This is a genomic window from Pseudomonas syringae group sp. 243L2 (assembly GCF_032587875.1).
Classification (GTDB): domain Bacteria; phylum Pseudomonadota; class Gammaproteobacteria; order Pseudomonadales; family Pseudomonadaceae; genus Aquipseudomonas; species Aquipseudomonas amygdali.
In genome coordinates, this window is record NZ_JAWHPL010000040.1 from 361,515 (window position 1) to 385,046 (window position 23,532).

The window sequence follows — 23,532 nt, forward strand, 5'->3', positions numbered from 1 at the left end:
AGGAAGACCGCCAATATACCCTCGCTGCGTTGCGGCTGCTCAGCGCCTGTCGAAGCTGCGCGCCAGCCGGTCACCGCCCAGTTGCACCAGCGCTACGACCGCCACCAGCAAGACGATCACGGTCAGCATCACCTGCGTATCGAAGCGCTGATAGCCGTAGCGATAGGCAATGTCGCCCAGCCCGCCTGCGCCGATGGCACCGGCCATGGCTGATGAGTTGATCATCGTCACCAGCGTGATGGTAAAGCCGCCGACGATGCCGGGGCGCGCTTCTGGCAGCAATACGTGCCAGATGATGTGCCAGCGCCGACAGCCCATCGCTTGCGCCGCTTCGACCAGGCCGTGATCGACCTCGCGCAGGCTCACTTCGGCGATCCGTGCAAAGAACGGCGTGGCAGCAATGGTCAGCGGCACAACGGCTGCCCAGACACCATACGTGGTGCCGACGATCATCCGCGTGAACGGGATCAGCGCGACCATCAGAATCAGGAAGGGAATAGAGCGAAACAGGTTCACGAAGGCACCCAGCACGCGGTTGATCCCCGGTGCCTCATAGATGCCGCCTTTGGAACTGGTGACCAGAATCACCGCCAGCGGGATGCCCAGCAGCAGTGCGATCAATGACGACACACCGACCATCAGAAACGTGTCGAGGGTGCCTTGCAGCAAACGATCAACCCACATAACCCAATACCTCCGCGCGTGGCGCCAGTTGACGGGCGCGTGCCAGCAACTCGTCGCGTGTATGCACTGAGCCGGCGACCGACAGAATCAAGTGGCCGATGGCCCGCTCCTGAATGCGCTCGACCCCGCCCTGCAGCAATTGCACCTTGCCGCCCAGCGCGGCAAACAGCGCGGCCAGATCAGGCCCCTGGTCACTGGCACCGGTAAAATGCACATCCAGTAACAGGGCTGCATCAGGCCGTTGCGGCTGATCGCTCAGACGCTCGGCCCACTCCTTCGGCAGCCCGGTTTGCAGCGGTGCCAGCAGGGTTTTGCTGACGTCGTGCTGTGGGTCGCCAAACACTTGCCAGACCGGCCCTTGCTCGACTATCCGGCCTTGCTCCAGCACCACAACGCGGTGGCAGATATCACGAATAACCGCCATTTCATGGGTGATCAGCACGATGGTCAGGCCCAGGCGCTGATTGATTTCGCGCAACAGGCCCAAGATCGACTGAGTGGTTTCCGGGTCCAGTGCTGAAGTGGCCTCGTCGCACAACAGGATTGCGGGATCATGCACCAGTGCGCGGGCAATGCCGACGCGCTGTTTCTGCCCGCCGGACAGTTGCGCGGGGTATGCGTTGTGCTTGTCCTGCAAACCCACCAGTTCCAGCAACTGCGCGACCTTGCGCGCGCGTTGCTCCCTGGGCACGCCTGCGACCTTGAGCGGCAGCTCGACGTTCTGCCAGACGGTCTTGGCCGACATCAGGTTGAAGTGCTGGAAGATCATGCCGATGCGTCGGCGCAGCTCCACCAGTTTGTCTTCGTCGAACTCGCCGATGTCCACCTGATCGATCAGCACCCGGCCGCTGCTGGGTTGTTCCAGGCGATTGATGGTGCGGATCAGCGAGGACTTGCCTGCGCCGCTGCGGCCGATAATGCCGAAGATCTCGCCGCGCTGGACAGCCAGGTCGATATTGCCCAGCGCTTCAACGGGGCCTTGCTTGCCGTGATAGGTCTTGCCCAGGTTGATGAACCGCACATGGGCGCGATTCAGCTCCGGGTGCAGCTCGGCCTGTTGCGCCAGTGTGCTTGCGATCGGGGTATCGAGTGGCAGTTGGCGTTGCGCGGTTGCGGTCATTCTTTCCATCCCGCCTGGTAAAGCTTGCCGTTGACCTTGTCGAGCGAAGCGCGGACGACGGGCGAGTGCTGATAGATATCGACGAATTTAGCCAGACGCGGATCATCTTTATGATCAGGTTTGATCACGAACTGAATGACGTATTCCGGGTGGTCCAGGCCATCGAACAGGATGGCCGAGTCGGCGGGAAAGGTTTTGGCCAGACGGATATAGGCAGGGTAGCCCTGCACCAGGTCGGCGTCATCGTAGGCGCGCACCAGCTGTACGGCTTCAACCTGAATGATCTTGAGCTTTTTCGGGTTGGCGGTGATGTCTTCCTCGGTCGCCTTGTAGCCGACGCCTTGCTTGAGCGTGATCAGCCCGGCCTTGGCCAGCAGTTGCAGGCCGCGTCCACTGTTGATCGGGTCATTGGCAATGGCCACGGTTGCGCCGGTCGGCAGCTCATCGAAGCTTTTGTACTTTTTCGAGTACAGACCCACGTTGTTGATGATTCCCGGCGCGTAGGGCACCAGGCCGAAACCGGCGGCTTCATTGGCGTTGGTCAGGAAAGGGATGTGCTGGAAGTAGTTCACGTCGATATCGCCTGCGGCGAGGGTGACGTTGGGGGCGATCCAGTCGGTGAATTCGACCAGCTCGACTTTCAGGCCCTGCTTGCCAGCTTCTTCGACAGCGGCTTCAAGCGGTATGGCGAAGGCTGCCGTGGTGCCGACTTTCAAGGGTTTGTCGTCAGCGTAAGCGGTCAGGGTCAACAGCCCGAGGGCCAGTGCAGCGAGGGTTTTGCTCATGGTGCGGTCCTTTAAGAAATTATTGCTCCTGCGTTCTGCACAAAGTCCTGAGATTCCTTGAATATGGAGCTTTGTGGGAGCGGACTTGTCCGCGAAGACGGTATCTCAGTAGATGCATTTTTAGAGAATATACCGGCCCTTTCGCGGACAAGCCCGCTCCCACGGCCTTCGGCCAGAATCAAGAGCAGACTTATGTATAACGCCGAGCATTCTGCGTGGTAATGCCGTTCTGGACGCTCTGCGTCCGTTTGAAAATCAAATACGCCGGTGTGCCGCTCCCGCGTGCCGTTCCGGCAATCGATCCGTACCTTCCGGAAACAGTTTTTTGCGCAGGCTGCCGTCTTCGTAAGCGGTCTTGTAGGACCCGCGGCGTTGCAACTCCGGGATCACCAGATCGATGAAGTCCTCGTAACTCTCTGGCGTGACGATGCGGGTCAGGTTGAAACCGTCCAGGCCGGTTTCTGCAATCCACGATTCCAGCTCATCAGCGACCTGTTCAGGCGAGCCGACCAGGGTGATATAACGGCCGCCCAGCGCGTGCTGATCGAGCAGTTTCTGGCGGGTCCAGTCGTTGTTTTTCAGGTTTCTGGTCGCGGACTGAATGGCGTTGCTCTTCACGTACTGAATGGGTTCGTCCAGTTCGTACTCTGCAAAGTCGATACCGGTCGACGCCGCAAAGTGCGCCACGCCTGCTTCGGCGCTGGCATGGTGGCGGTACTCGGCGTGTTTCTCCCGAGCCAGCGCCTCGGTCGCGGCGACAATGACGTTAAGGCCCATGAACACCTTGATGTCCTCCGGGTTGCGCCCGGCCTTCACTGCGCTGGCGCGCACCTTGTCTACCTGCTCGCGGGTCGCGGTCTTGTTCTGGCCGCTGATGAACACGCATTCTGCGTTTTGCCCGGCAAATTGCAGGCCGCGCTCCGAACTGCCGGCCTGAAACAGCACTGGCGTGCGTTGCGGTGACGGCTCGCACAGGTGGTAGCCCTCGACCTGATAGAACTCGCCCTGGTGCCGTACCTTGTGCACCTTGCCCGGCTGGGCATAGACGCGCTGCTCGCGGTCATTGATGACGGCATCGTCTTCCCAGCTGCCTTCCCAGAGCTTGTAGAGCACCTCCAGGTATTCATCGGCCTGATCGTAACGGCGGTCGTGCTCGTTCTGCTCGGTGAGACCCATCGCCCGCGCCGCGCTGTCGAGGTAGCCGGTCACGATGTTCCAGCCCACCCGGCCACGGCTCAGATGATCGAGCGTCGACATGCGCCTGGCGAACAGATAGGGCGCGTCGTAGGTCAGGTTGGCCGTCAGGCCAAAGCCCAGGTGTCTGGTCACGCCAGCCATTGCCGAAACCAGCAGCAGCGGGTCGTTGACCGGTAACTGGATGGCTTCCTTGAGGGTGACGTCCACCGAGTTTTGATAGACGTCGTACACGCCCACGATGTCGGCGATGAACAAACCGTCAAACAGACCACGTTCCAGCAGTTTCGCCAGCTCGGTCCAGTATTCCAGGCTGTTGAATTGCGTTGAGGTATCACGCGGATGCGTCCACAGACCATGATTGATATGGCCGATGCAGTTCATGTTGAACGCGTTGAGGAGGATCTTTTTACGCGCCATCAGATCGTCCCCCGCAACGGAGGGTTGGTGTCGTTGAGGTAGTAATTGCCGATGGCGTGAAACTTCCAGCGCACCGGATCGTGCAGCGTATGAACGCGCGCATTGCGCCAGTGGCGATCCAGGCCGTGTTCAGCCAGTGTCGATTGACTGCCAGCCAGTTCGAACAACGTGCAGCCGGCCGCCAGGGAAATCTCTGTGCTGATGGCGCGGGCTTCGGCAACGGCTATCGAGGCGGCGGCCACGGTTTCGGCATTGCTGTCTGCCTGGGCAACGTCGAGAAACTCCCCGGCGCGCTCGAGCAGTGCTTCGGCGGCGTGCAGGCGAATACCGAGTTTGCCGAAGCTGTGCAGCGTCAGTGGGTCGTCCACGGCCTTTTCGATACCCGAGTCGATCCACGGCCGGGTGCGCGTCTGCACGAAGGTCAGGGCGTCCTCAAAGGCTGCGCGGGCGATGCCGGTGTCGATCGCCGCATGAAGAATCTGCGCCAGCGGCCCGACCGTAGTGGGGCGCTGGAAAGCGCTCTGGAACGGCACGACGTCGTTGGCGCGGACGTACACGTTGTCGAACAGCACCGAGCCGCTGCCCGTGGTGCGCTGCCCGAAACCGCTCCAGTCGTCGATGACGGTCAGGCCCTCGCTGTCATGCGCGACGAAAACCAGTTGCTGCACACCCTCGTCGTCGATCACCGAGGTGGGAATACGTTGCGCGTACAGCGCGCCGGTCGCGTAGAACTTGCGGCCATTGATGCGATAACCGTCGCCGTCACGGGTCAGGCGAGTGGTGCGGTCATGTGCCGTTTTGGTTCCCAGTTCGGCCAGCGCGTTGCCGAACCGCACGCCAGCCAGCGCCTCGGCATACAGTTGCGCCTGTTGCTGCGGGTTGCCGTTCACGCGCAACACCTCGAGGGCATAGAAATGGTTTTGCGGAATCTGGCCCAGCGAGCCATCGGCTTCGGAAATCAGCTGTATCACCTTGGCCAGCGTCACGTTTGAAACACCCGCGCCGCCAAAGGCCTTCGGGACACTGATGCCCCACAGACCGGACTGACTGAACAGGTCGAGTTCGGCATGAGGCAAACGACGCTCGCGGTCGCGTTGTGCGCTGTCGGTCTTGAAGTGCAGGGCCAGTTCGCGGGCTGTTTGCAGGGCCTGAGCGTCACTGGTAATCAGCGCTGCGTTGTCGCGCGCCTGAAGGTTGGAACTCATCAAAGGTGTTCTCCAGTGGTCTGGTTCAGATCCAGGAATGGCGAGCAGGCAGGGTGCCGTTCAAATGCCAGGTGCCGACTGCGTGGTATTTCCAGCGCACCGGGTCGTGGAGGGTATGGACGCGTGCGTTACGCCAGTGGCGGTCGAGATTGAACTCGGCCAGGGTCGCGCGGCTGCCCGCCAGTTCGAACAGCTTTTCGCTGGCCAACAAGGAGATTTCGGTGGTCAGCACCTTGGCACGCGCCACGGCAATGGAAGCGCGCGCTGCCGAGTGCTCGTCTATGGGCGCAGCGTTGATTTCGTCGAGTTCCTGACCCGCCTTGCGCAGTAACGCTTCGGCGGCGTGCAGCTCAAGTTTCAGCTTGCCGATGTCGGCGATCACATAGAGATCGTCGCTGGCACGCTCGACATTGGCGTCGATCCACGGACGGGATTTCTCGCGAACGAACGCAATCGCATCATCAATTGCACCGCGAGCAATGCCCGCGTCTATCGCAGCCTGGATCAACTGCGATACCGCACCCTGAATATTGGGCGTCAGGGCCAGACGCCAGTTGTCGACCACCTGCCCGGCGTCGACCGCAACATTGTCGAGCAGCACGGTACCGCTTGCGGTGGTGCGCTGGCCAAAGCCCGACCAATCATCGACGATGCGCAGCCCCGGTGTGCCGCGTTTGACGAAGGCCATGATCTGCCGGCCCTGATCATCCAGCGCCTTGACCGCGACCCAATGCGCAAACAACGCGCCGGTGGAATAGAATTTTTGTCCGGTGATGGTCAGGCGGTCGCCATTGGCGGTGATCCGTGCCTTGAGTTCCAGCGTGTTTTTGGTGCCACGCTCCGGCCCGGCGTTGCCGATGCGCCAGCCGTCCAGCACGCTCTGAAACAGTGTTTTTTTCTGCTGTTCGGTGGCGCTGCCCTGCAGCAGGTGCAGGATGCCAAACTGATTTTGCGGAATTTGTCCCAATGCGGGGTCGGCAGCAGAAATAATCCTGAACACCTCGGCCACCGTGACGAACGATACTTGCGGCCCGCCGTACGCGCGCGGGATGGATATGCTGCCCAGTCCGCTACGGGTGAATTGTTCGATTTCAGCCCACGGCAAAGCGCGTTGCCGGTCGCGGTTTGCAGCGTTGATCCTGGCTGCCGCTGCCAGTTCATGAGCGGCTGCAATGGCCTCGGCGTCGTTTTGCAACACCTTGGCCGCAAGCAGTCGGGGAGCTACGTCAGGCTCTTGTGAAGCCTCGACGTGGTGGGCTGCTACCGCCGTCGGATCAGACTCGCGTCGCTCACCGTCAGTAGGTACAGCCCTGGGTTTATCCACAGGGGTAGTTGTGAAAGGGACCATCGGAACCTCGTAGCAGTAGACCGCATCAAGTGCGGCTGGAAAACATCACGATGTCCGGTGGTCCGGTATATATACCCTAAGCGTGTATAAAATTTTTTAAAACGTGCTTTTTGGAATAAGCATAGACAGTAATTGTCAGTCGTCTGCGTCCGTTCAGCGCCTCAACCGACGTCACCCCACGTGCCAGACCGAGGTGCAGAATCAAATGCGAAATGAACACCGCTGACGCCTGCGCGATTTCGCCGTTTATTGCATGCGCGGCATAGGTTTAAAAAGTAGCGGACATAAGTTACCAATGTTTATTTTATTGATGACTGCTATTACCGCGCCGGCTATTTTGCAGGTGATTTTTTCAGGAGCCTCGATTATTCGATTCGTCGTATTCAATCAGTGTAATGGCCCAGTGGCTGAACCCGTATTACCCGTGGCGGAGCCCAGAGCGAGTTGTTACCCACTCGGTCTATAACACAGTAAGTCACTTCCAGTTGTTGTTCCTCTCCGCCTTCCAGTATCAGCGCGGGCGGCACGACCAGATCGACAGGCTCACCGACGTCTTCGGCAACAAGCGGCGGCAGGTCCATACGCAAATCGCCCCAGCGCACAGTGATCTCGTCGTGGACAGCCATGTTCAGGTACGGCTCGATGGTCATCGGTAAACCGCCTTCCAGGTGCCTGCGCGACAGTCCTCGACGTATTACCGATGGCACAACATACAGGGGTGCCAGCCCCTGGTTTTCTTCCGTGTTGGTGCTGACCAATTGCCCGCCTGGTGCGTTCAGCTTCACCCATAGCTTGCGGCAGGGCGAGGTTATGGGCAAACCGCCTATTTTCATGACCCGGTAGTAAGTTCTTGCTTTGCCGTTCTGTAGAAAGCTTTCCGGCACGCGTAGGACAACGGGTTTGCCGACGTCGGATGCCTTCAATATTTTTGACGCGACGTAACAGCCGTCCCAGAACAGTTCGATCAGGTCTCCCTCGTCCATGCTGTCATAGGGGGCCACATGAACAAGCAGTTGAGAGGCACCTCTCACGCCTATGCCATGTCGGCTGGCCAGCGGTATGGAAGGGGCTGACAGGCCCAGAGGGGTCGGTTTGCAAATGATTTGGCTCATGTACGGGTGCTCCTGATAATCAATAGTTTAAGTAACGATTCGTCATAAATTGTCATGTTGAAGTAATAAGAGGTGCGCTTAAGGCGGTGGGATAAGTACCTTAAATATCCAACTTATGGCAAACATTACAAATGGTATGAAAAGAGGGCTTGAAACTTTAGTGTCTCACTAACTGAGTGATATGTATGAGCTAATGGGCTTTGCAGGCACTTGTCAATATGTGGGTGGCGTTTGCTAGTGTTTTACTTGAAAACCGGAGACTTCCTACACGGTTTATTTGGAACTGTTTACTTCGCGATAAACAACCGTCCTACCACAAAGTACCAATAGCAACAGGCAGTGACCGACGGAGGAGGGCTCAGAAGAGTGTGTTCGGCAAGGGGCGTGTGTCTCAGGCCAGCCGACTACGAATCAGGTATGAGAGCTGACGTAGGCCGATTTTATTATTTCGATGATTTTTCGGAAAATTACGCGGGAATTGAGCAAGGATCTTGAACGATTAACGCCTTCTGAAATGTAAGAAAAAAGCAGCGCCGTTGATGGACGCTGCTTTTTTGGGGACCTACCGGCATGATCAGTGACGAGTGCGCTCAAGAAACTGCCGTGTGCGCTCTTCCTTAGGGTCGGCGAACAGTGCTTTGGCTTCGCCTTGCTCCACGATCACCCCCTTGTCGATGAAGATCACCCGGTTGGCGACCTCCCGTGCAAAGCTCATCTCGTGGGTGACGATCACCATCGTGCGCTTTTCTTCGGCCAGGGCGCGAATAGTGGTCAGCACCTCGCCAACCAGTTCCGGGTCCAGTGCCGAGGTTGGCTCGTCGAACAGAATCACTTGCGGCTCCATCGCCAGCGCCCGTGCAATCGCCACGCGCTGCTGCTGCCCGCCCGAGAGACGACGCGGGTAGGCGTCTTCCTTGCCGGTCAGACCGACCTTGGCGAGCAGTTTCCTGCCCAGCGCCTCGGCGGCTTCCCGCGCGACCTTCTTGACCACTACCGGGCCTTCAATGACGTTTTCCAGCGCTGTGCGATGCGGAAACAGATTGAAGTTCTGAAACACGAACCCTACCTGCTGGCGCAACTGGCGAATCAACCCCTGTTGCTGGTTCATGGAACGTGTGCCATCGATCTCGATGTCGCCCACCTTGATCCTGCCGCTATCCGGTGTCTCCAGCAGGTTCAGGCAGCGCAGCAGGGTGGTCTTGCCCGAGCCACTGGGACCGATGATGGCGACGACTTCCCCGGCTTCGATACGCAGATCGATGCCCTTGAGCACCTGATTGCCCTTGAATTTCTTGGTGAGTTTTTCAACGACTATCATGCGTCAGGTCTCCAGATCATGCCGGTTGACCCTGGCTTCCAGCTTGTTTTGCAGGTGCGAGAGCGCCGTGGCAAGGATCCAGTAGATCAGTGCGGCGGCCAGGTACATGGTGAAAATTTCAAAGGTGCGTGCGGTGATCAACTGCGCCTGGCGGAACAGCTCCGGCACCTGAATGGTGGCGGCCAGCGCGGTGTCCTTGACCAGCGAAATGAAGCTGTTGCCCAGCGGCGGCAAGGCCGTGCGTGCTGCTTGCGGCAGTATGGCCCGGCGCATGGTCTGCCAGCGGGTCATGCCGATGCTTGCGGCAGCCTCCCACTGACCGCGTTCCACAGAGCTGATGGCCGCACGCAGAATTTCACAAGCATAAGCGGCCATGTTCAACGAAAAGCCGATCAGTGCCGCGCTCAGGGGTTCAAGCTGGATACCCAGTTCCGGCAGGCCGTAATAAATCACGAACAGCTGAACCAGCAAGGGCGTACCGCGAAAGAACGACACGTAGATGCGTGCAATCCAGTTCACCAGTTTGAGGCGCGACAGGCGCATCAATGCCAGGCCGAAGCCCAGCAGCAATCCGAAAAACATCCCGCCCAGGCTGAGGAAGACGGTGTAATACGCGCCCTTGAGCAGAAAGGGCGCGGAGTCCAGCGCGAGCTGAAGGCTCTCTTCGATCATTTGGTGACGTCAGCGTTGAAGTATTTCTTCGACAGTTTTTCCAGGGTGCCGTCGGCGCGCAGTTTGTCGATCGCCTTGTCGATAGCTGCCTGCAACTCGGGTTCGCCTTTGCGCAGGGCAATGCCGGACTCCTGACGGGAAAACGCGTCACCTGCGGGCACCAGTTTGTTTTTGGTCTTGGTGGCCATTTCCAGAGCTGCCAGACGGTCAACGAGAATCGCGTCGATACGGCCTACACTCAGGTCCTGAATTTTGCTCGGGTCATCGTCATAGGTTTTGACGATTGCGCCCGGGACGTTTTCCTTCAACCATTGTTCGTAGTTGGTGCCCAGCCCCACGCCAACCTTCTTGCCGGTCAGGTCCTTGGCTGTCTTGATGGTGTCTGCGTTCTTCTTCAGAACCAGCGCCTGAATGCCGGACACGGTGTAGGGCTCGGAGAAGTCGTACTTCTTCTTGCGCTCCTCGGAGATGGTCACCTGATTGATCACCACATCCAGACGCTTGGAATCCAGAGCGGCCAGAATGCCGTCCCATTTCGATGGCTGGATCTTGGCTTTCACACCCAGTTCCTTGGCCAGCGCTTCGGAAAACTCTACTTCGAAGCCGGTGAGCTTGCCGTTTTCATCGACGAAGCTGAACGGCGGGTAAGTGCCTTCAAGGCCCACATTAAGCGTGCCGCTATCCTTGATTTTCTGCAGTTGCTCGCCAGCCATGGCTTGCCCGGCGATACCGGTACCGAGCATCAAGCCCAGTGCCGAGAAAAGAAACGTGCGACGAATAGCGGAAATGTTCATGCGAGCCCCTTGTTGGTATGGAAGTGTCTGGCCATTTTCTGACCCGACTCAAGCAACATCGTGCTGATTATTCAGCTTTTTTTCAGGCAGTTACGTCAGGTGTTGCGTCAGAGTTGTTGCCTGCCGGGCGCGACTATATAGCCATCTGCTTATGAGGAAAAATAACAAAAAAAGTTATTTTTCCTATCAAAAGGCATAAAAGCTGCGCCGGCTGAAAAGTTACTGATCAAACGCATCCGGGTAGGCAAACAGCGCCGGAGCACCGCCAGTGTGCAGAAAGATCAGCGGGCCGTCGTTGAAGCGTTGACGGCCAATGCCATCCAGCAAGCCGGACATGGCCTTGCCGGTATAAACCGGGTCCAGCAACAGCCCTTCGTGGCTGGCCACCAGCTTGATCGCCGCCAGCGTACCGGCGTTCGGTTCGCCATAACGCGGAGCGAAATATTCGTCCCACAGTTCAACCTTGAAATGCTCCGGCAGGGCTATATCCAGCAATTGTGCCGTGCGCTCGGCCAAGCCCTGCACTTTGGGCAGTTGTGCTTCTTCACTGCGCGAAACGGTCACGCCGATAACCGGCAATTGCGGCAACTCGTGAGCCAGTGCCAACGCCAGGCCGCTGTGGGTGCCCGCGCTGCCGGAGGCCAGAACAACCGCCGCAAAGTCGATGCCGGTTTGCTTGATCTGCTCAGCCAGTTCCAGCCCGGCGCGAACATAACCCAGCGCACCGACCGGGCTTGAGCCACCGATGGGTACCAGATAAGGCTTCTTGCCGCTGGAGCGCAGACGCGCAGCCAGCGCGTGCAGTTGTTCGTCAGCATTGTCGAGGTTTTCGACCAGCTCGACCTTGGCATCGAACAGCTCCAGCAGCAGGCGATTGCCGTTTTTCAGGTAACTCGGGTCTTCAGTGCCGATGGGGTTTTCCAGCAGCGCCACGCAGCCAAGGCCCAGGCGCGCCGCCAGGGCAGCAGTCTGGCGAACATGGTTGGACTGGATAGCGCCCGCAGTGATCAGCGTGTCGGCACCTTGGGCCAGCGCGTCTGCGGCGAGGTATTCAAGTTTGCGAACCTTGTTGCCGCCCAGCGCCAGGGTGGTGGTGTCATCACGCTTGATGTAGATATCGCGATCTGCCCAGATCGACAGGCGCTCAAGCTTTTCCAGAGCCGTCGGCGCGCTGATCAAGTCCAGGCGATTGAAACAGGCAAGCTGATTTTTGATCATGGTGGTCGGTAAGCCGTGTAGAGAGTCACCGGACTATAGGCAGACGTTTCCCGCACGGCAACTTATCTGTGCTCACTGCTCTGTTGGCGTATTCCTACAGAAATTGTTGTTTTTTTCGTCTGAATGTTTGCCGTAGAGTGGCAACAGCAGCGGCCAGCACTGTCGGTCGCCACCCTTCACATCAAGGAGAGTCAAGCGTGAGCGATATTCCAGAAGCATCCGCCGACGGCAGTTCCAGCCACTGGCAGTTGCAGCGGATCGTCAGCCAGTTGCGCGGCGCGCGTGAAGACTGGCGGGCTCGTAACCGTCGCGTAAGCGGCGAGCACGGCGGGCGCGAACTGCCTTCGCGTGCAGCCATGGGCGAAATTCTTGAAGCGCTGAGCGGGGCGTTGTTCCCGATGCGGCTTGGCCCGGTGGACCTGCGTGAAGAAAGCGAAGATTTTTACGTGGGGCATACGCTGGATGTGGCACTCAATGCGCTGCTGGCCCAGGCCCGCCTGGAGCTGCGCTACGTCGCTCATCAGCAGGGCGGTGACCTGAAGAGCATCGATGCGCGAGCGCTCGAGCTGATTCAGGGCTTCGCCATGGCCCTGCCGGGTATTCGTCTGTTACTGGACACTGACGTGCTGGCCGCCTACCACGGCGACCCGGCTGCACGCAGCGTTGATGAAGTGCTGCTGTGCTACCCCGGCATTCTGGCGGTGATCCACCATCGTCTGGCGCACCATTTGTATCGCGCCGGTCTGCCATTACTGGCGCGCATCAGCTCGGAGATCGCCCATTCGGCGACCGGTATCGATATTCATCCGGGCGCGCAGATCGGCCCGAGCTTCTTTATCGACCATGGAACAGGCGTGGTAATTGGCGAAACCGCGATCATCGGCGAGCGGGTGCGGATCTATCAGGCCGTGACCCTGGGCGCCAAGCGCTTCCCGTCGGACGAGGACGGCCAGTTGCAGAAAGGCCATGCACGGCATCCAATCGTTGAAGACGACGTGGTGATCTACGCGGGTGCGACCATTCTGGGGCGCATCACCATCGGTAAGGGCTCGACCATCGGCGGCAATGTCTGGCTGACCCGCAGCGTACCGGCGGGCTGCAACCTGACCCAGGCCAATTTGCTGCAACAGGATGATTGCAGCAAGAAGTGAGATCGCTCCGTTATCAGATCACCTTCACTGCCCGGCCGATGAACTGGATCGGCCCGGTAGGCTTGCCTATTGGCGAACCGGTGGATTTCTCCAGAGTCAGTTCGAACAGCTGATTGGGTTGCAGTGGCGGCAGTTTGTCCAGCGGAACATGCAGGCTCTGACCCGGCTTGACCAGCCCGAGTGAGACCGGGCCTTGCCAGTCGTCACCCTTGGTCCAGAACTCCAGCGCCTTGTCGTTCGGAACCTCGAACACGCCAAGCGGAATAAGCTGGATTTCCTGCGAGTTGCTGGCTTGCACAACCCAGCCGGGAGCCTTGTCCTGCGGCCCGACCAATACCACGAGGTAGGACGGTTGCGCCGGCGCGCGGGTCAGCAACGTCATGCCCAGCACCAGCGACGCCGCTAATCCGGCACCCGCCAGCCCCCGCCAGACCGACAGGTTGTCCCACCAGCGCACTCGCTGTCTATGCAGCGCTTTGGCGGGTGCTGCCAGCTCCAGCAAGTTACGTTCGATGCGATCCCACAGGCCGGGCGATGGCGTAACCGGTTCGGCCAACTCTGTCAGGGGCAGCAGGCGCTGCTCCCAAGCGTCGATGGCCGCCTGCAGATCAGGCTCGTGGGGCAGGCGACGCTCTACGTTGAGCCTTTCCTGTGCCGACAGGGTGCCGAGCACATACTCGCCCGCCAGGTCATGAATGTTGTCGTCTAAAGGCCGGTTCATCCCATGCACTCCCGCAAAGCCGTCAGGCTGCGCTTGATCCAGGCTTTGACCGTACCCAATGGCGCGCCGATCTTCTGCGCGATTTCCTGATGCGAATAGCCGTCTACGTAAGCGTGAAAGATACAGTTTCGGCGTACCGGCTCGAGTTGCTCCATGCATGAAGTCATCCGTCCTGGATTGACCCGCCAATCGAAAGCATCCCCGGTTTCCTGCCAGCCTTCCAGGGTTGCCTGTTCGTGATGATCGTCGCTGCCGTCATCCTCGACACGTACCTCGCGCGCCGTGTTGCGCAGCGTGTTCAGCGCAAGATGCCGGGTCACGCTGAATATCCAGCCACGCGCCGAACCGCGCGCCGCGTCGAAGCTGGCCGCGTGGCTCCAGATTTTCAGGAATGCGTCATGCACGATGTCTTCAGCCAGCGCCCGGTCACGCACCAGCCGCTGAGCGACGCCGAGCAGCCGCGCGCTTTCCTGTTGATAAAGACGCTGCAAGGCCTGCTTGTCACCGCGAGCGCAGGCCTGCAACGTTGCTTCGTAATCAAAGAGAGATTCGTGCGAGGACAAGATGATCCGCCATCAAAGGAAGACTACTGCCTCGCTGACATCACGAGGCTCCCGTGCAGCAGCATAGCCTACTGTTGCACGGTCACCTGATTAAGCGCATTGATCAGCTGGCGGTCCAGAACAGGTAGTCGGCCTGATACTTGACCACTTCCTTCGCGCCCTTGTTGCTCTCTGCACAGGCTTTGGCCGGGGCTACGCCGCCTTTCAAGGCCACGCGCTGAATGTAAGTGACGCCCGTCATTGCGCCCTTGCCTTCAGCCGGGTTGGCCTTGACCAGTTGGTACGGCAGGTTGCCTGCGCTCGACGGGGCCACAGCAACCTGAGTACCGGTCAGTTTCGAGCCGTCTTTGGCTTCCCAGGTGGCCGGTGGGCCGTAGTAGGTGCCGACCTGTTTGCCGCTCTTGTCATTGAGCACGGCCTTGGGACCGACGAATGCCCACTCCATCTCGTTGGGCATGTTGGCTTTGGCGCGGCACTCGTAAGTGATCTCGCCGACCCCGGTGGTGGTCATGCTGACTTTGTTGCCGGCCGGTACCCGGACGCTTTCGGGCAGGTCAGTCTGAGCCATGGCAATGGATGACAGGCAAGTGAAAGCCAGGGTGCTACCAGCAAGGCAGAGCAAGCGTTTTGCGTTCATGCAGAAATCTCCAGATTGTTTAACCGCGCTCAGCAACTCGAAGTGGCTGCTGAATGTACTACCCGCGAGAAACCCATCCGGATGCAGTGATTTGAAAATATTTTTTCAGTGCCGGCTGAAACGGCTGCGCAGCAGCAAAATACCGGCAATTGCCGCGAGGCCCGAGCCGATCAGCACACCGACTTTTACTTCATCGATCAGGTGCTGCGAACCAGGAAACGCCAGGTTGCCGATGAACAGGCTCATGGTAAAGCCGATGCCGCACAAAATAGCGACGCCGTACAACTGCACCCAGTTGCTGCCTTCCGGCAATGTCGCCAGCCCGGCACGAATCGCCAGCACTGCGGCAAGGAGCACTCCGATCTGCTTGCCGACGAACAGGCCCAATGCGACACCCATAGGCACCGGGTCGATCAGGTTTGCCAGGGTGATGCCGGAAAGCGATACACCCGCATTGGCAAAGCCGAAGATCGGCACCACAGCGAACGCCACCCAGTAATGCATTTTTTCTTCAAGAAACAGCAGCGGCGAGCGTGCTTCCTCCTCGGGCTTGCCCATCGGGATGCACAGCGCCAGCGCCACGCCGGCCAGCGTGGCGTGTACGCCCGATTGCAGGACGAAGAACCATAGCAGCGCGCCGAGCAGCAAATAGGGCAGCAGACGGCGGACGTTCAGGCGATTCAGCGCGATCAGTACGGCGAGGGTCGCGAATGCGGCGGCCAGCATCGGCAGGTTAAGCCCCGAGCTGTAGAAAAACGCGATGATGGTTACAGCACCCAAGTCATCGAGAATCGCCAGCGCGGCCAGAAAGACCTTCAGCGAGGTCGGCACCCGACTGCCCAGCAGCGACAGCACGCCGAGGGCGAAGGCGATGTCGGTGGCCGCTGGAATCGCCCAGCCGCTGAGGGTTTGCGGATTGCCCCAGTTAATCGCGATGTAGATCAGCGCAGGCACCAGCATGCCGCCCGCCGCTGCAAAGCCGGGCAGGGCGCGTTGTCCCCAGGTTGCCAGGCCGCCGGCCAGCACTTCGCGTTTGATCTCCAGGCCGACCATCAGAAAAAAGATGGCCATCAGCCCGTCGTTGATCCACAGCTCCACCGACAGGCCCAGCCAGACGCTGTGCAGAATCGAGAAGTAGCTCGCTGAGAGAGAAGAGTTGGCGACGATAAGGGCGGCCAGCGCCGCCGCCATCAAGACGATGCCGCCTGCTGATTCGGAGGCGAGGAAACGGGTGAGGACGGCAACGCCTCTGGACGTTTCCCGGTTGGAAACTTGAGTCATGGTCATCCTTGAGTGCAAGGCTATTTTTGTTATGAGGTGCCAGGAATGCGTCTACAGGCCCGTGGCGGTGAGTTCGATCAGGCAGCAACGACTGGCGAGAGGTGATTGCAGTTCAATTTCCAGCAAACCGCCAGAATTATCCACTTGAGCGCAATCAAGTTTACCGAGAATTTCCCACGGCTGGCCGTTCACGCTTATCGTTACTTGCTCGGCCATGCTGAACAGCACAAAGATGCCGGCTGAACTGAACAGCCGTTGCGGATGACGCACGTCTATCCAGTGCAGGCGTGCTGTGTAACGGTGAGGAGCATAGATCAGATTGAAGTCGCGAATCGGCCCGTCCAGCAGTGTGCAACTGACTTCACTGTCGCCGCTGAACGCAAACGGGTCCGATGGCAGCAACGGGCGGCTGGTAACGCCGTCCACGTCCAGTGTCATGCCCGCGCCCTGCAAGACGGTAATGATGCGTTGATAACCGGCGAACACCGAGAAGCCGCCCGAGGTTTCAATATCGGCGATCGACAGCCGCCAGCCGAAACCGTCGAGGTCCTGGCCTGCATCGCGAGCGATTTCTTCAGTGCTGCCACCGCCGTTTTTCCACGGCATGCGCGGGTAGTCGACGGCACGCAGGAGGCGAGTCTGGCTCATTTGGTAAAGCGTCCTTCCAGGCGATGGCGGGAGCCGGGGTGGATCAGGCGCGCAGCGGTGACGGGCTGGCGGCCTGACCAGGTACGGCGACGAATCAGCAGGCAGGGCTCTCCGGCATCGATCTGCAACAACGTGCATTCATCGGCTTCGGCGAGGATCGCCTCGACCACATGCTCGCCTTCGGTGAGCGGTGCAACCTGCGACAGATAGGCATAAGGCGTCTGTAGGGTGAAGTCCTGCCTGAGGTAGTCCGGGGCGACCTGGGCGTTGACGAAGCGGTCTTCGATCTGTACCGGAATGTCGTTCTCGTAGTGCACGATCAGTGAATGGAACACCCGCTGGCCTTCGCGCATGTCCAGCGCCAGAGCGCGCTCGGAGCCTGCGGCTTCTTCCTTTAGCACCATGACCTTGCAGGTATGGCGATGGCCGCGCGCGGCGATCTCGTCAGCAATGTTATGCACTTCGAACAGCGCCGACTGGCTTTTGGGTTCGGCGACAAAAGTGCCAACACCCTGCATGCGCACCAGCAAACCTTCAACGGTCAGCTCACGCAGGGCGCGGTTGATCGTCATGCGGCTGAAACCCAGTTGCGTCACCAGCTCGCTTTCCGACGGTACGCGATGGTGCGGCGGCCAGGTGCCATTCTGGATCTGCAGGGCGATCATGTGTTTGACGCGGGCGTACAAGGGTGCGGGACTTTCGCCCATCTGGGCTGCCAGGGAAGAAGAGGCGGGCGGAGTCGACACGTGTGAGTCCTTGTTTTCAAAATGACGTTTTGACGATGATTCAGACGCCTGAGAGCGCCACGCTAACCATTAACCTGCTGCTCGGCAAGCGTGCCGAAGGTTTACCGGTCGCTTAAACGTCTGTATATGTATATACAAATTACAGTGATGAGGTGTGAAGTCAATGTCAGCCTTCTTTGCCGAGCGCGCGTTACTCCCCGACGGCTGGGCCAACAATGTGCGTCTGGAGGTCAGCCAGGAAGGCGTTTTGACCCGCATCGAGGCCAATGCGGATCGGCAGGGTGCCGAAATCGTCAGTGGCCCGTTGCTGCCTGGCATGCCGAACCTGCACTCTCATGCGTTTCAGCGGGCGATGGCCGGGCTGGCGGAAGTGGCGGGCAACCCCAACGATAGTTTCTGGACCTGGCGCGACCTCATGTATCGCCTGGTAGGGCGCATCAGTCCGCAGCAACTGGGCGTTATCGCTCGCCAGCTGTACATCGAAATGCTCAAGGGCGGTTACACCTCGGTTGCCGAATTTCATTACGTGCATCAGGACCTGGACGGCAAACCCTATGCAGATCCTGCCGAACTGGCCGTGCAGATCAGTCAGGCGGCAAGTTCGGTCGGCATCGGCCTGACCCTGCTGCCGGTGCTTTACAGCCACTCGGGGTTTGGCGGGCAGGCACCCAACGAAGGGCAGCGGCGGTTTATCCACAGCACTGACAGCTATCTGGATTTGCAGGCTCGTCTACGCCCGCTTCTGGCGGCTCAGCCCACGCAGCAGTTGGGTCTGTGCTTCCACTCGCTGCGTGCGGTGACGCCACAGCAAATCAGTGAAGTGCTTACGGCCAGCGACCAGCAGTGCCCTGTGCATATCCATATTGCGGAACAGCAGAAGGAAGTCGATGACTGCCTGAGCTGGAGCGGTCGGCGTCCGCTGCAATGGCTGTATGAAAATGCCCCTGTGGATAACCGCTGGTGCTTGGTGCATGCGACCCACGCCGAGGCAGATGAGGTGCAACTGATGGCGCAAAGTGGCGCGGTGGCCGGGTTATGCCTGACCACCGAGGCCAATCTGGGCGACGGTATCTTTCCGGCGGTGGACTACATTGCCCAGGGTGGCCGATGGGGAATTGGCTCGGACAGTCACGTTTCGCTCAGCGTGGTCGAGGAGTTGCGCTGGCTGGAGTACGGCCAGCGTCTACGCGATCAGCGTCGTAACCGGCTGTATCGCAGTGATCAGCCGATGGTTGGCCGCACCTTGTACGACGCCGCGCTCGCGGGTGGCGCGCAAGCGCTGGGGCAGCAGGTTGGTACGCTGCAAGTGGGGCAACGCGCCGACTGGCTGGTGCTGGATGGCAACGACCCGTACATCGCCACGGCTTCGGGCGACGCCATCCTCAACCGCTGGCTGTTCGCCGGCAGCGACCGACAGATTCGCGACGTAGCCGTGAATGGACGCTGGGTCATACGCGAAGGGCGACATGCCGCAGAGGAGCAAAGCAGTCGAGCGTTTGCACAGGTGCTGAGGGAATTGCTGGGCTGATGCGAGGGAGGACGCAGAGCGTCCAGAACGGCATGCCCACGCGGAGCATGGGCACGATAGTGTTCTTGCGGACGCCTGGCGTTCTTCACTTTCCAGCCACGACGCTTATCGTTCCTCACGCTCCAGCGTGGGAATGCCGTGGGTGACGCTCCGCGTCACAAATCTGCGCCGCGCCGCCCATCGAAAATCGGACGCAGAGCGTCCAGAACGGCATGCCCACGCGGAGCATGGGCACGATAGTGTTCTTGCGGACGCCTGGCGTTCCTCACTTTCCAGCCAAGACGCTTATCGTTCCTCACGCTCCAGCGTGGGAATGCCGTGGGTGACGCTCCGCGTCACAAATCTACGCCGCGCCGCCCATCGAAAATCGGACGCAGAGCGTCCAGAACGGCATGCCCACGCGGAGCATGGGCACGATAGTGTTCTTGCGGACGCTTGGCGTTCCTCACTTTCCAGCCATGACGCTTATCGTTCCTCACGCTCCAGCGTGGGAATGCCGTGGGTGACGCTCCGCGTCACAAATCTGCGCCGCGCCGCCCATCGAAAATCGGACGCGGAGCGTCCAGAACGGCATGCCCACGCGGAGCATGGGCACGATAGTGTTCTTGCGGACGCTTGGCGTTCCTCACTTTTCAGCCACGACGCTTATCGTTCCTCACGCTCCAGCGTGGGAATGCCGTGGGTGACGCTCCGCGTCACAAATCTGCGCCGCGCCGCCCATCGAAAATCGGACGCGGAGCGTCCAGAAAGGCATGCGACGCAGAGCGTCGCACGATGATCAAGCGTGAGTACAATAAGTGGAGTCCGCTTACTTCTCGCCCTTGCCGATCTTCGAATCATCTTCGCGCCAGATCAGGCGGGAGGTGTCGTAGCCTTGCTGACGAGCCTTGCTCAGCATGTTTTCCTTGACCGATGCAGACACTGTCGGCGTGCGCGACAGCAGCCACAGGTATTTGCGGTCCGGGTTGCCGACCACGGCGGTCCGGTAGCCTTCGCTGACGTCCAGAATCCAGTAGTCACCTTTGGCAACGCCCGGCAGCAGGCGTGAGAACCAGTTATCGAACACCACCCACAGCTTGTCGGTCTTGCCCGGCACTTGCGGCGAAGCGGTGCCTTTGGCTTCTTCCCACTTGCCCTCGATAGTGCGGCAGCGGTTGGTCACAGCGATGTTGCCGTCGTCCTTGAGCGCGTAAAGCGCCTCGGACTGGGCGCATTTGCGCTGGAAAAACATTGGCAGGCGGGCGATCTCGTACCAGGTGCCCTGATATTGCTTGAGGTCGACGCTGTCGACTGTCCTTGGCTCGAGGTTGTCAGCCGAGTGGGCAAAACCGATGGCTAGAAAGCTGGCCATGACAAAAATTCCGAAACGTACCAGTACCTTGATCATGTTTTATTTCAGACCCTGACCCGAGAACAGCACAACCTTGTCTGCCGCATACTGCACGCTGATAAAGGTGTTCTGGTCACCCCATGTGCAACTGGACATGCCCAGTGCGCCGGAGCATTCCGTCGGGCTGCCCAGCAAGGATTCGACCTGTGCCTTGGGCATGCCGGCTGAAATTTTCGAGTAGTTTTCCTGGGTGATCTTGCTGCAGGCAGCCAGAAATACGCAGAACGAGAGTAACGCGACAGTGCGCAAGGACATGGGTGTAGCTCCTGAACGGAAGGGGGTCGCGTCGCAGTGCAAGCGGAGGCAGGCTGGCGCAGTACCGCAAGCTTAGAAGAGAAAAAGGGAATCTGGTTCCCGGACGGCGCAAGGATTTATGCCGTAGATCAGATGGTTGGCCCGCAGGCCTGTGCCGAACGCAGCATTGAATGTTCGTTTGCCTGTCGCCAGGTGGTGATTCAGACGGGCCGAATCACCACTGGCGCACAGCAAGCCTTCTTACTCTTTGTGATACGCAGTAGCGCGCTCGACTTCTTCTTTCGAACCCAGGTACACCGCTACGCGCTGGTGCAGGCCTTCCGGCTGAATGTCGAGAATGCGCTGATGACCGTCGGTGGATGCGCCGCCAGCCTGCTCGACCAGGAAGGACATCGGGTTGGCTTCATACATCAGACGCAGTTTGCCCGGCTTGGAAGGCTCGCGGCTGTCGCGCGGGTACATGAACAGACCGCCACGGGTGAGGATACGGTGCACGTCGGCCACCATCGCAGCGACCCAGCGCATGTTGTAGTTCTTTTTCAACGGGCCTTCTTCGCCGGCCAGCAACTCATTCACGTAGCGCTGTACCGGGGCTTCCCAGTGGCGCTGGTTGGACATGTTGATCGCGAATTCCTGGGTGGACTCCGGGATTTTGATGTCTTCGTGAGTGAGCACGAAGCTGCCCATTTCGCGGTCCAGCGTGAAGCCTTTCACGCCGTCGCCCAGAGTCAGCACCAGCATGGTCTGCGGGCCGTAGATGGCGTAACCGGCGGCGACCTGTTCGGTGCCCGGCTGCAGGAAGGCCTTTTCATTCAGCGCTTCGTTCTGGCTGAGGTATTCGTTCGGGCAACGCAGTACCGAAAAGATGGTGCCGACCGGAGCGTTGATGTCGATGTTCGACGAGCCGTCCAGCGGGTCGAAAACCAGCAGGTACGCGCCCTTCGGGTATTTGCCCGGGATCTGGTAGGCGTTGTCCATTTCTTCGGACGCCATGCCGGCCAGGTGACCGCCCCATTCGTTGGCCTCGAGCAGGATCTCGTTGGAGATCACATCGAGCTTTTTCTGCACTTCGCCCTGAACGTTTTCGGTGCCCATGCTGCCAAGTACGCCGCCCAGCGCGCCTTTGGAGACGGCGTGGCTGATTTCCTTGCATGCGCGCGCCACAACTTCGATCAGGAAGCGCAGATCGGCAGGGGTGTTGTTGCTGCGAGTCTGCTCAATCAAGTAACGACTTAGTGTAACGCGGGACATGGATAGCTCCGAAAATAGGGGGTATGAAAACCCGCGCAGTTTAACGCGAGTGGCGACGTAATACTGCTATCAGACTGGCTTATGACTGTTTCAGTTCAGATGTCGGGCAAAGCGCACCCGACAGCCTGTGTGTTTCAGCGTTTTGATGCGCGCAGGGTGCTGAACGCCATCCAGCCCAGAAACAGTACCCCGAGCAGCAGAACAGCCCAAAGCCCGAGGCGTTTGAAGTCCATGCTCTGCGGCACCGCTATCGGCGCAGCTGCCATGTTGGCAACAGATGCCGTAGCGGGTTCCGCTGTCCCGAGCGAGGCCAGTTTTTCCGGACTCAAGTCGGGGATCAGGGTGGCCAGCGACAGGTTCGCCGCCTTGACGTTCGGGTTGCCGATGGCCAGCGTGAAGGGTCCTTTACCGCGTGCCAGGAATACGATTTCCGTGGCAGGCACGGCCACGCTCAACTGCGGCGCTTCACTGCCCAGCCCGCCGCCGCGATCATCCACCACCAGTTTTAGCTGTTGAACGATGCGTCCGGACAATTGCAGCTGGTCCTGCAAGATATCGCTGTTGTTCTGCGATAACCGGTACAACAGGCCACTGCTGATCGGCTGCCAGGGTTGTTTCGCGTCCATCCGACCGTAAAGCGTCGCCGGAGCGAGGCTGTTTGGCTGGGCAATATCGACCTTGACGCGCCCTACCGGCAAGCCGCTCGGCAGTTGCCAGACATATTCGTTGGGACTTTCGACGACGCCCTTGACCGGTGGCGACCAGGTCAGCGGCGGGGTCGGGCTTTCAGTGCTGGCGCTGAGCAGGTGGGCGGAGATCAACAGGGGGGCGCTGTGCGGGGCGCGCCACAACAGACGCAGGTAGCGGGCGCTCTGGCCGGGCAGGCCGACTTCACGTTGCTCGATCACTTCGTCGGCAAATGACAGCCGGGCAACCTGCCCTTCGCCCCAGTTGCGCCAGTGCTGCAGGTCATCGCTGGCTTCGATGCTGAAATTCTGGAAACCTTCACGCTCGGTGCTCCAGTCGATCACCAGCTGCTCCAGTGGCGCCTTGATCGCGCTGGTGTCCAGCAACCAGCCGCGCAGCACTTCTTCACCAGCCTCGATATCGCTTTGCGGCTGGACCTCGATCACGCTGCCGTTGCTTGAGCGCTCGATGCGGATGACCGGCGCGGCATCGCCTGCTTCCTGCGTGCTGTACAGGGCAAACCATTTGACCGGGATTGGCGTGGGTTCCTGCTCGCGTGCAGGCTGTCGCGGCGTGATCGAATAAGCCTGCGGCTGGCCTTCGGCATTGAACACGCGCACATCACCCAGGTCGCCCTGCCGGGCATTCAACTGGACGGCAAGCGGTAACTCGATGCGATACCAAGGCCCGTCGCCGCTAAGGCTCAGTGGGGTCTGGCTGGCAAAGTCCGTCGGTTTGTCCTGGGCGACGGCGGTTACCGCCGTGCACAAGGCCAGGCCAAGCACGGCGATCTTCATGGCGGGA

At 59.7% G+C, this 23,532-nt stretch carries 23 protein-coding genes; 2 read left to right on the plus strand and 21 right to left on the minus strand.

Annotated elements, in window-relative coordinates:
* Positions 1-39: 39 nt before the first annotated feature.
* The 11 genes from RYB66_RS24755 to RYB66_RS24805 form a co-directional block, all read right to left on the minus strand.
* Positions 40-684: a methionine ABC transporter permease gene (locus RYB66_RS24755; protein WP_002551596.1), complete on the minus strand. Its 645-nt coding sequence runs from the start codon at positions 682-684 to the stop codon at positions 40-42.
* Complete coding sequence (locus RYB66_RS24760; protein ID WP_005743154.1) at positions 674-1,804, minus strand: methionine ABC transporter ATP-binding protein; 1,131 nt, start codon at positions 1,802-1,804, stop codon at positions 674-676. The genes RYB66_RS24755 and RYB66_RS24760 overlap by 11 nt, the downstream gene beginning before the upstream one ends.
* Complete coding sequence (locus RYB66_RS24765) at positions 1,801-2,589, minus strand: MetQ/NlpA family ABC transporter substrate-binding protein (protein WP_004654148.1); 789 nt, start codon at positions 2,587-2,589, stop codon at positions 1,801-1,803. Before RYB66_RS24765 ends, RYB66_RS24760 begins: the two co-directional genes overlap by 4 nt.
* Positions 2,590-2,844: 255 nt before the next feature.
* Entirely contained in the window at positions 2,845-4,203 is a 1,359-nt protein-coding gene (locus RYB66_RS24770; RefSeq protein WP_005752440.1) for an LLM class flavin-dependent oxidoreductase, read from the minus strand.
* On the minus strand, positions 4,203-5,408 hold the full coding sequence (locus RYB66_RS24775; RefSeq protein ID WP_316895721.1) for an SfnB family sulfur acquisition oxidoreductase: 1,206 nt from the start codon (positions 5,406-5,408) through the stop codon (positions 4,203-4,205). The genes RYB66_RS24770 and RYB66_RS24775 overlap by 1 nt, the downstream gene beginning before the upstream one ends.
* Positions 5,409-5,433: 25 nt before the next feature.
* Complete coding sequence (locus RYB66_RS24780) at positions 5,434-6,606, minus strand: SfnB family sulfur acquisition oxidoreductase (RefSeq protein ID WP_004654156.1); 1,173 nt, start codon at positions 6,604-6,606, stop codon at positions 5,434-5,436.
* A 533-nt stretch (positions 6,607-7,139) separates the two neighbouring features.
* Complete coding sequence (locus tag RYB66_RS24785; protein ID WP_016982752.1) at positions 7,140-7,868, minus strand: hypothetical protein; 729 nt, start codon at positions 7,866-7,868, stop codon at positions 7,140-7,142.
* Between the two features lie 574 nt (positions 7,869-8,442).
* A complete protein-coding gene (gene tcyN / locus RYB66_RS24790; protein ID WP_005743147.1) occupies positions 8,443-9,186 on the minus strand; it encodes an L-cystine ABC transporter ATP-binding protein TcyN in 744 nt (247 codons plus the stop codon).
* A gap of 3 nt (positions 9,187-9,189) precedes the next feature.
* Positions 9,190-9,858 (minus strand): cystine ABC transporter permease, encoded by a 669-nt coding sequence (tcyL, locus tag RYB66_RS24795; protein WP_002551604.1) that lies wholly within the window; start codon positions 9,856-9,858, stop codon positions 9,190-9,192.
* Positions 9,855-10,652, minus strand: coding sequence for a cystine ABC transporter substrate-binding protein (tcyJ, locus tag RYB66_RS24800; protein WP_005778615.1), 798 nt, complete (start codon positions 10,650-10,652; stop codon positions 9,855-9,857). Before tcyJ ends, tcyL begins: the two co-directional genes overlap by 4 nt.
* A gap of 219 nt (positions 10,653-10,871) precedes the next feature.
* Entirely contained in the window at positions 10,872-11,870 is a 999-nt protein-coding gene (locus RYB66_RS24805) for a D-cysteine desulfhydrase (protein ID WP_316895723.1), read from the minus strand.
* 197 nt (positions 11,871-12,067) lie between these two features.
* Here RYB66_RS24805 and epsC point away from each other — a divergent pair, with 197 nt between their 5' ends.
* Positions 12,068-13,021 carry a serine O-acetyltransferase EpsC gene (gene epsC / locus RYB66_RS24810; RefSeq protein WP_002551607.1) on the plus strand — a complete coding sequence of 318 codons (954 nt, stop codon included), beginning with the start codon at positions 12,068-12,070 and terminating at the stop codon, positions 13,019-13,021.
* Positions 13,022-13,034: 13 nt separating this feature from the next.
* Here epsC and RYB66_RS24815 read toward each other — a convergent pair whose 3' ends face one another.
* The 6 genes from RYB66_RS24815 to hutC all read right to left on the minus strand — a co-directional run bounded on the left by RYB66_RS24815 (position 13,035) and on the right by hutC (position 17,578).
* Positions 13,035-13,742: an anti-sigma factor domain-containing protein gene (locus tag RYB66_RS24815; protein ID WP_316895725.1), complete on the minus strand. Its 708-nt coding sequence runs from the start codon at positions 13,740-13,742 to the stop codon at positions 13,035-13,037.
* The gene (locus RYB66_RS24820; RefSeq protein WP_002551609.1) at positions 13,739-14,305 is read right to left on the minus strand and encodes a sigma-70 family RNA polymerase sigma factor; all 567 of its coding nucleotides are present in this window, start codon (positions 14,303-14,305) and stop codon (positions 13,739-13,741) included. The genes RYB66_RS24815 and RYB66_RS24820 overlap by 4 nt, the downstream gene beginning before the upstream one ends.
* Positions 14,306-14,408: 103 nt before the next feature.
* Positions 14,409-14,942 (minus strand): DUF3455 domain-containing protein, encoded by a 534-nt coding sequence (locus RYB66_RS24825; RefSeq protein ID WP_005730965.1) that lies wholly within the window; start codon positions 14,940-14,942, stop codon positions 14,409-14,411.
* A 105-nt stretch (positions 14,943-15,047) separates the two neighbouring features.
* Positions 15,048-16,223 (minus strand): Na+/H+ antiporter NhaA, encoded by a 1,176-nt coding sequence (nhaA, locus tag RYB66_RS24830; protein ID WP_316895727.1) that lies wholly within the window; start codon positions 16,221-16,223, stop codon positions 15,048-15,050.
* Positions 16,224-16,274: 51 nt separating this feature from the next.
* Complete coding sequence (locus RYB66_RS24835) at positions 16,275-16,871, minus strand: HutD family protein (RefSeq protein WP_316895729.1); 597 nt, start codon at positions 16,869-16,871, stop codon at positions 16,275-16,277.
* Positions 16,868-17,578: a histidine utilization repressor gene (gene hutC / locus RYB66_RS24840; RefSeq protein ID WP_161796169.1), complete on the minus strand. Its 711-nt coding sequence runs from the start codon at positions 17,576-17,578 to the stop codon at positions 16,868-16,870. The genes RYB66_RS24835 and hutC overlap by 4 nt, the downstream gene beginning before the upstream one ends.
* 202 nt (positions 17,579-17,780) lie before the next feature.
* On the opposite strand from hutC, the gene RYB66_RS24845 reads away from it, so the two are divergent.
* Positions 17,781-19,145: a formimidoylglutamate deiminase gene (locus RYB66_RS24845; RefSeq protein WP_316895731.1), complete on the plus strand. Its 1,365-nt coding sequence runs from the start codon at positions 17,781-17,783 to the stop codon at positions 19,143-19,145.
* 808 nt (positions 19,146-19,953) lie between these two features.
* Here the strand turns inward: RYB66_RS24845 and RYB66_RS24850 are convergent.
* From RYB66_RS24850 to RYB66_RS24865, 4 genes are all read right to left on the minus strand, one after another.
* Positions 19,954-20,532, minus strand: a complete 579-nt coding sequence (locus RYB66_RS24850) for a lipocalin family protein (RefSeq protein WP_002551615.1) — start codon at positions 20,530-20,532, stop codon at positions 19,954-19,956.
* Between the two features lie 3 nt (positions 20,533-20,535).
* Positions 20,536-20,790, minus strand: a complete 255-nt coding sequence (gene bamE, locus RYB66_RS24855; protein WP_002551616.1) for an outer membrane protein assembly factor BamE — start codon at positions 20,788-20,790, stop codon at positions 20,536-20,538.
* 240 nt (positions 20,791-21,030) lie between these two features.
* Positions 21,031-22,041: a class 1 fructose-bisphosphatase gene (locus tag RYB66_RS24860; RefSeq protein WP_004666507.1), complete on the minus strand. Its 1,011-nt coding sequence runs from the start codon at positions 22,039-22,041 to the stop codon at positions 21,031-21,033.
* A 134-nt stretch (positions 22,042-22,175) separates the two neighbouring features.
* The gene (locus RYB66_RS24865) at positions 22,176-23,525 is read right to left on the minus strand and encodes a DUF3999 domain-containing protein (RefSeq protein WP_316895889.1); all 1,350 of its coding nucleotides are present in this window, start codon (positions 23,523-23,525) and stop codon (positions 22,176-22,178) included.
* Positions 23,526-23,532 lie beyond the last annotated feature (7 nt).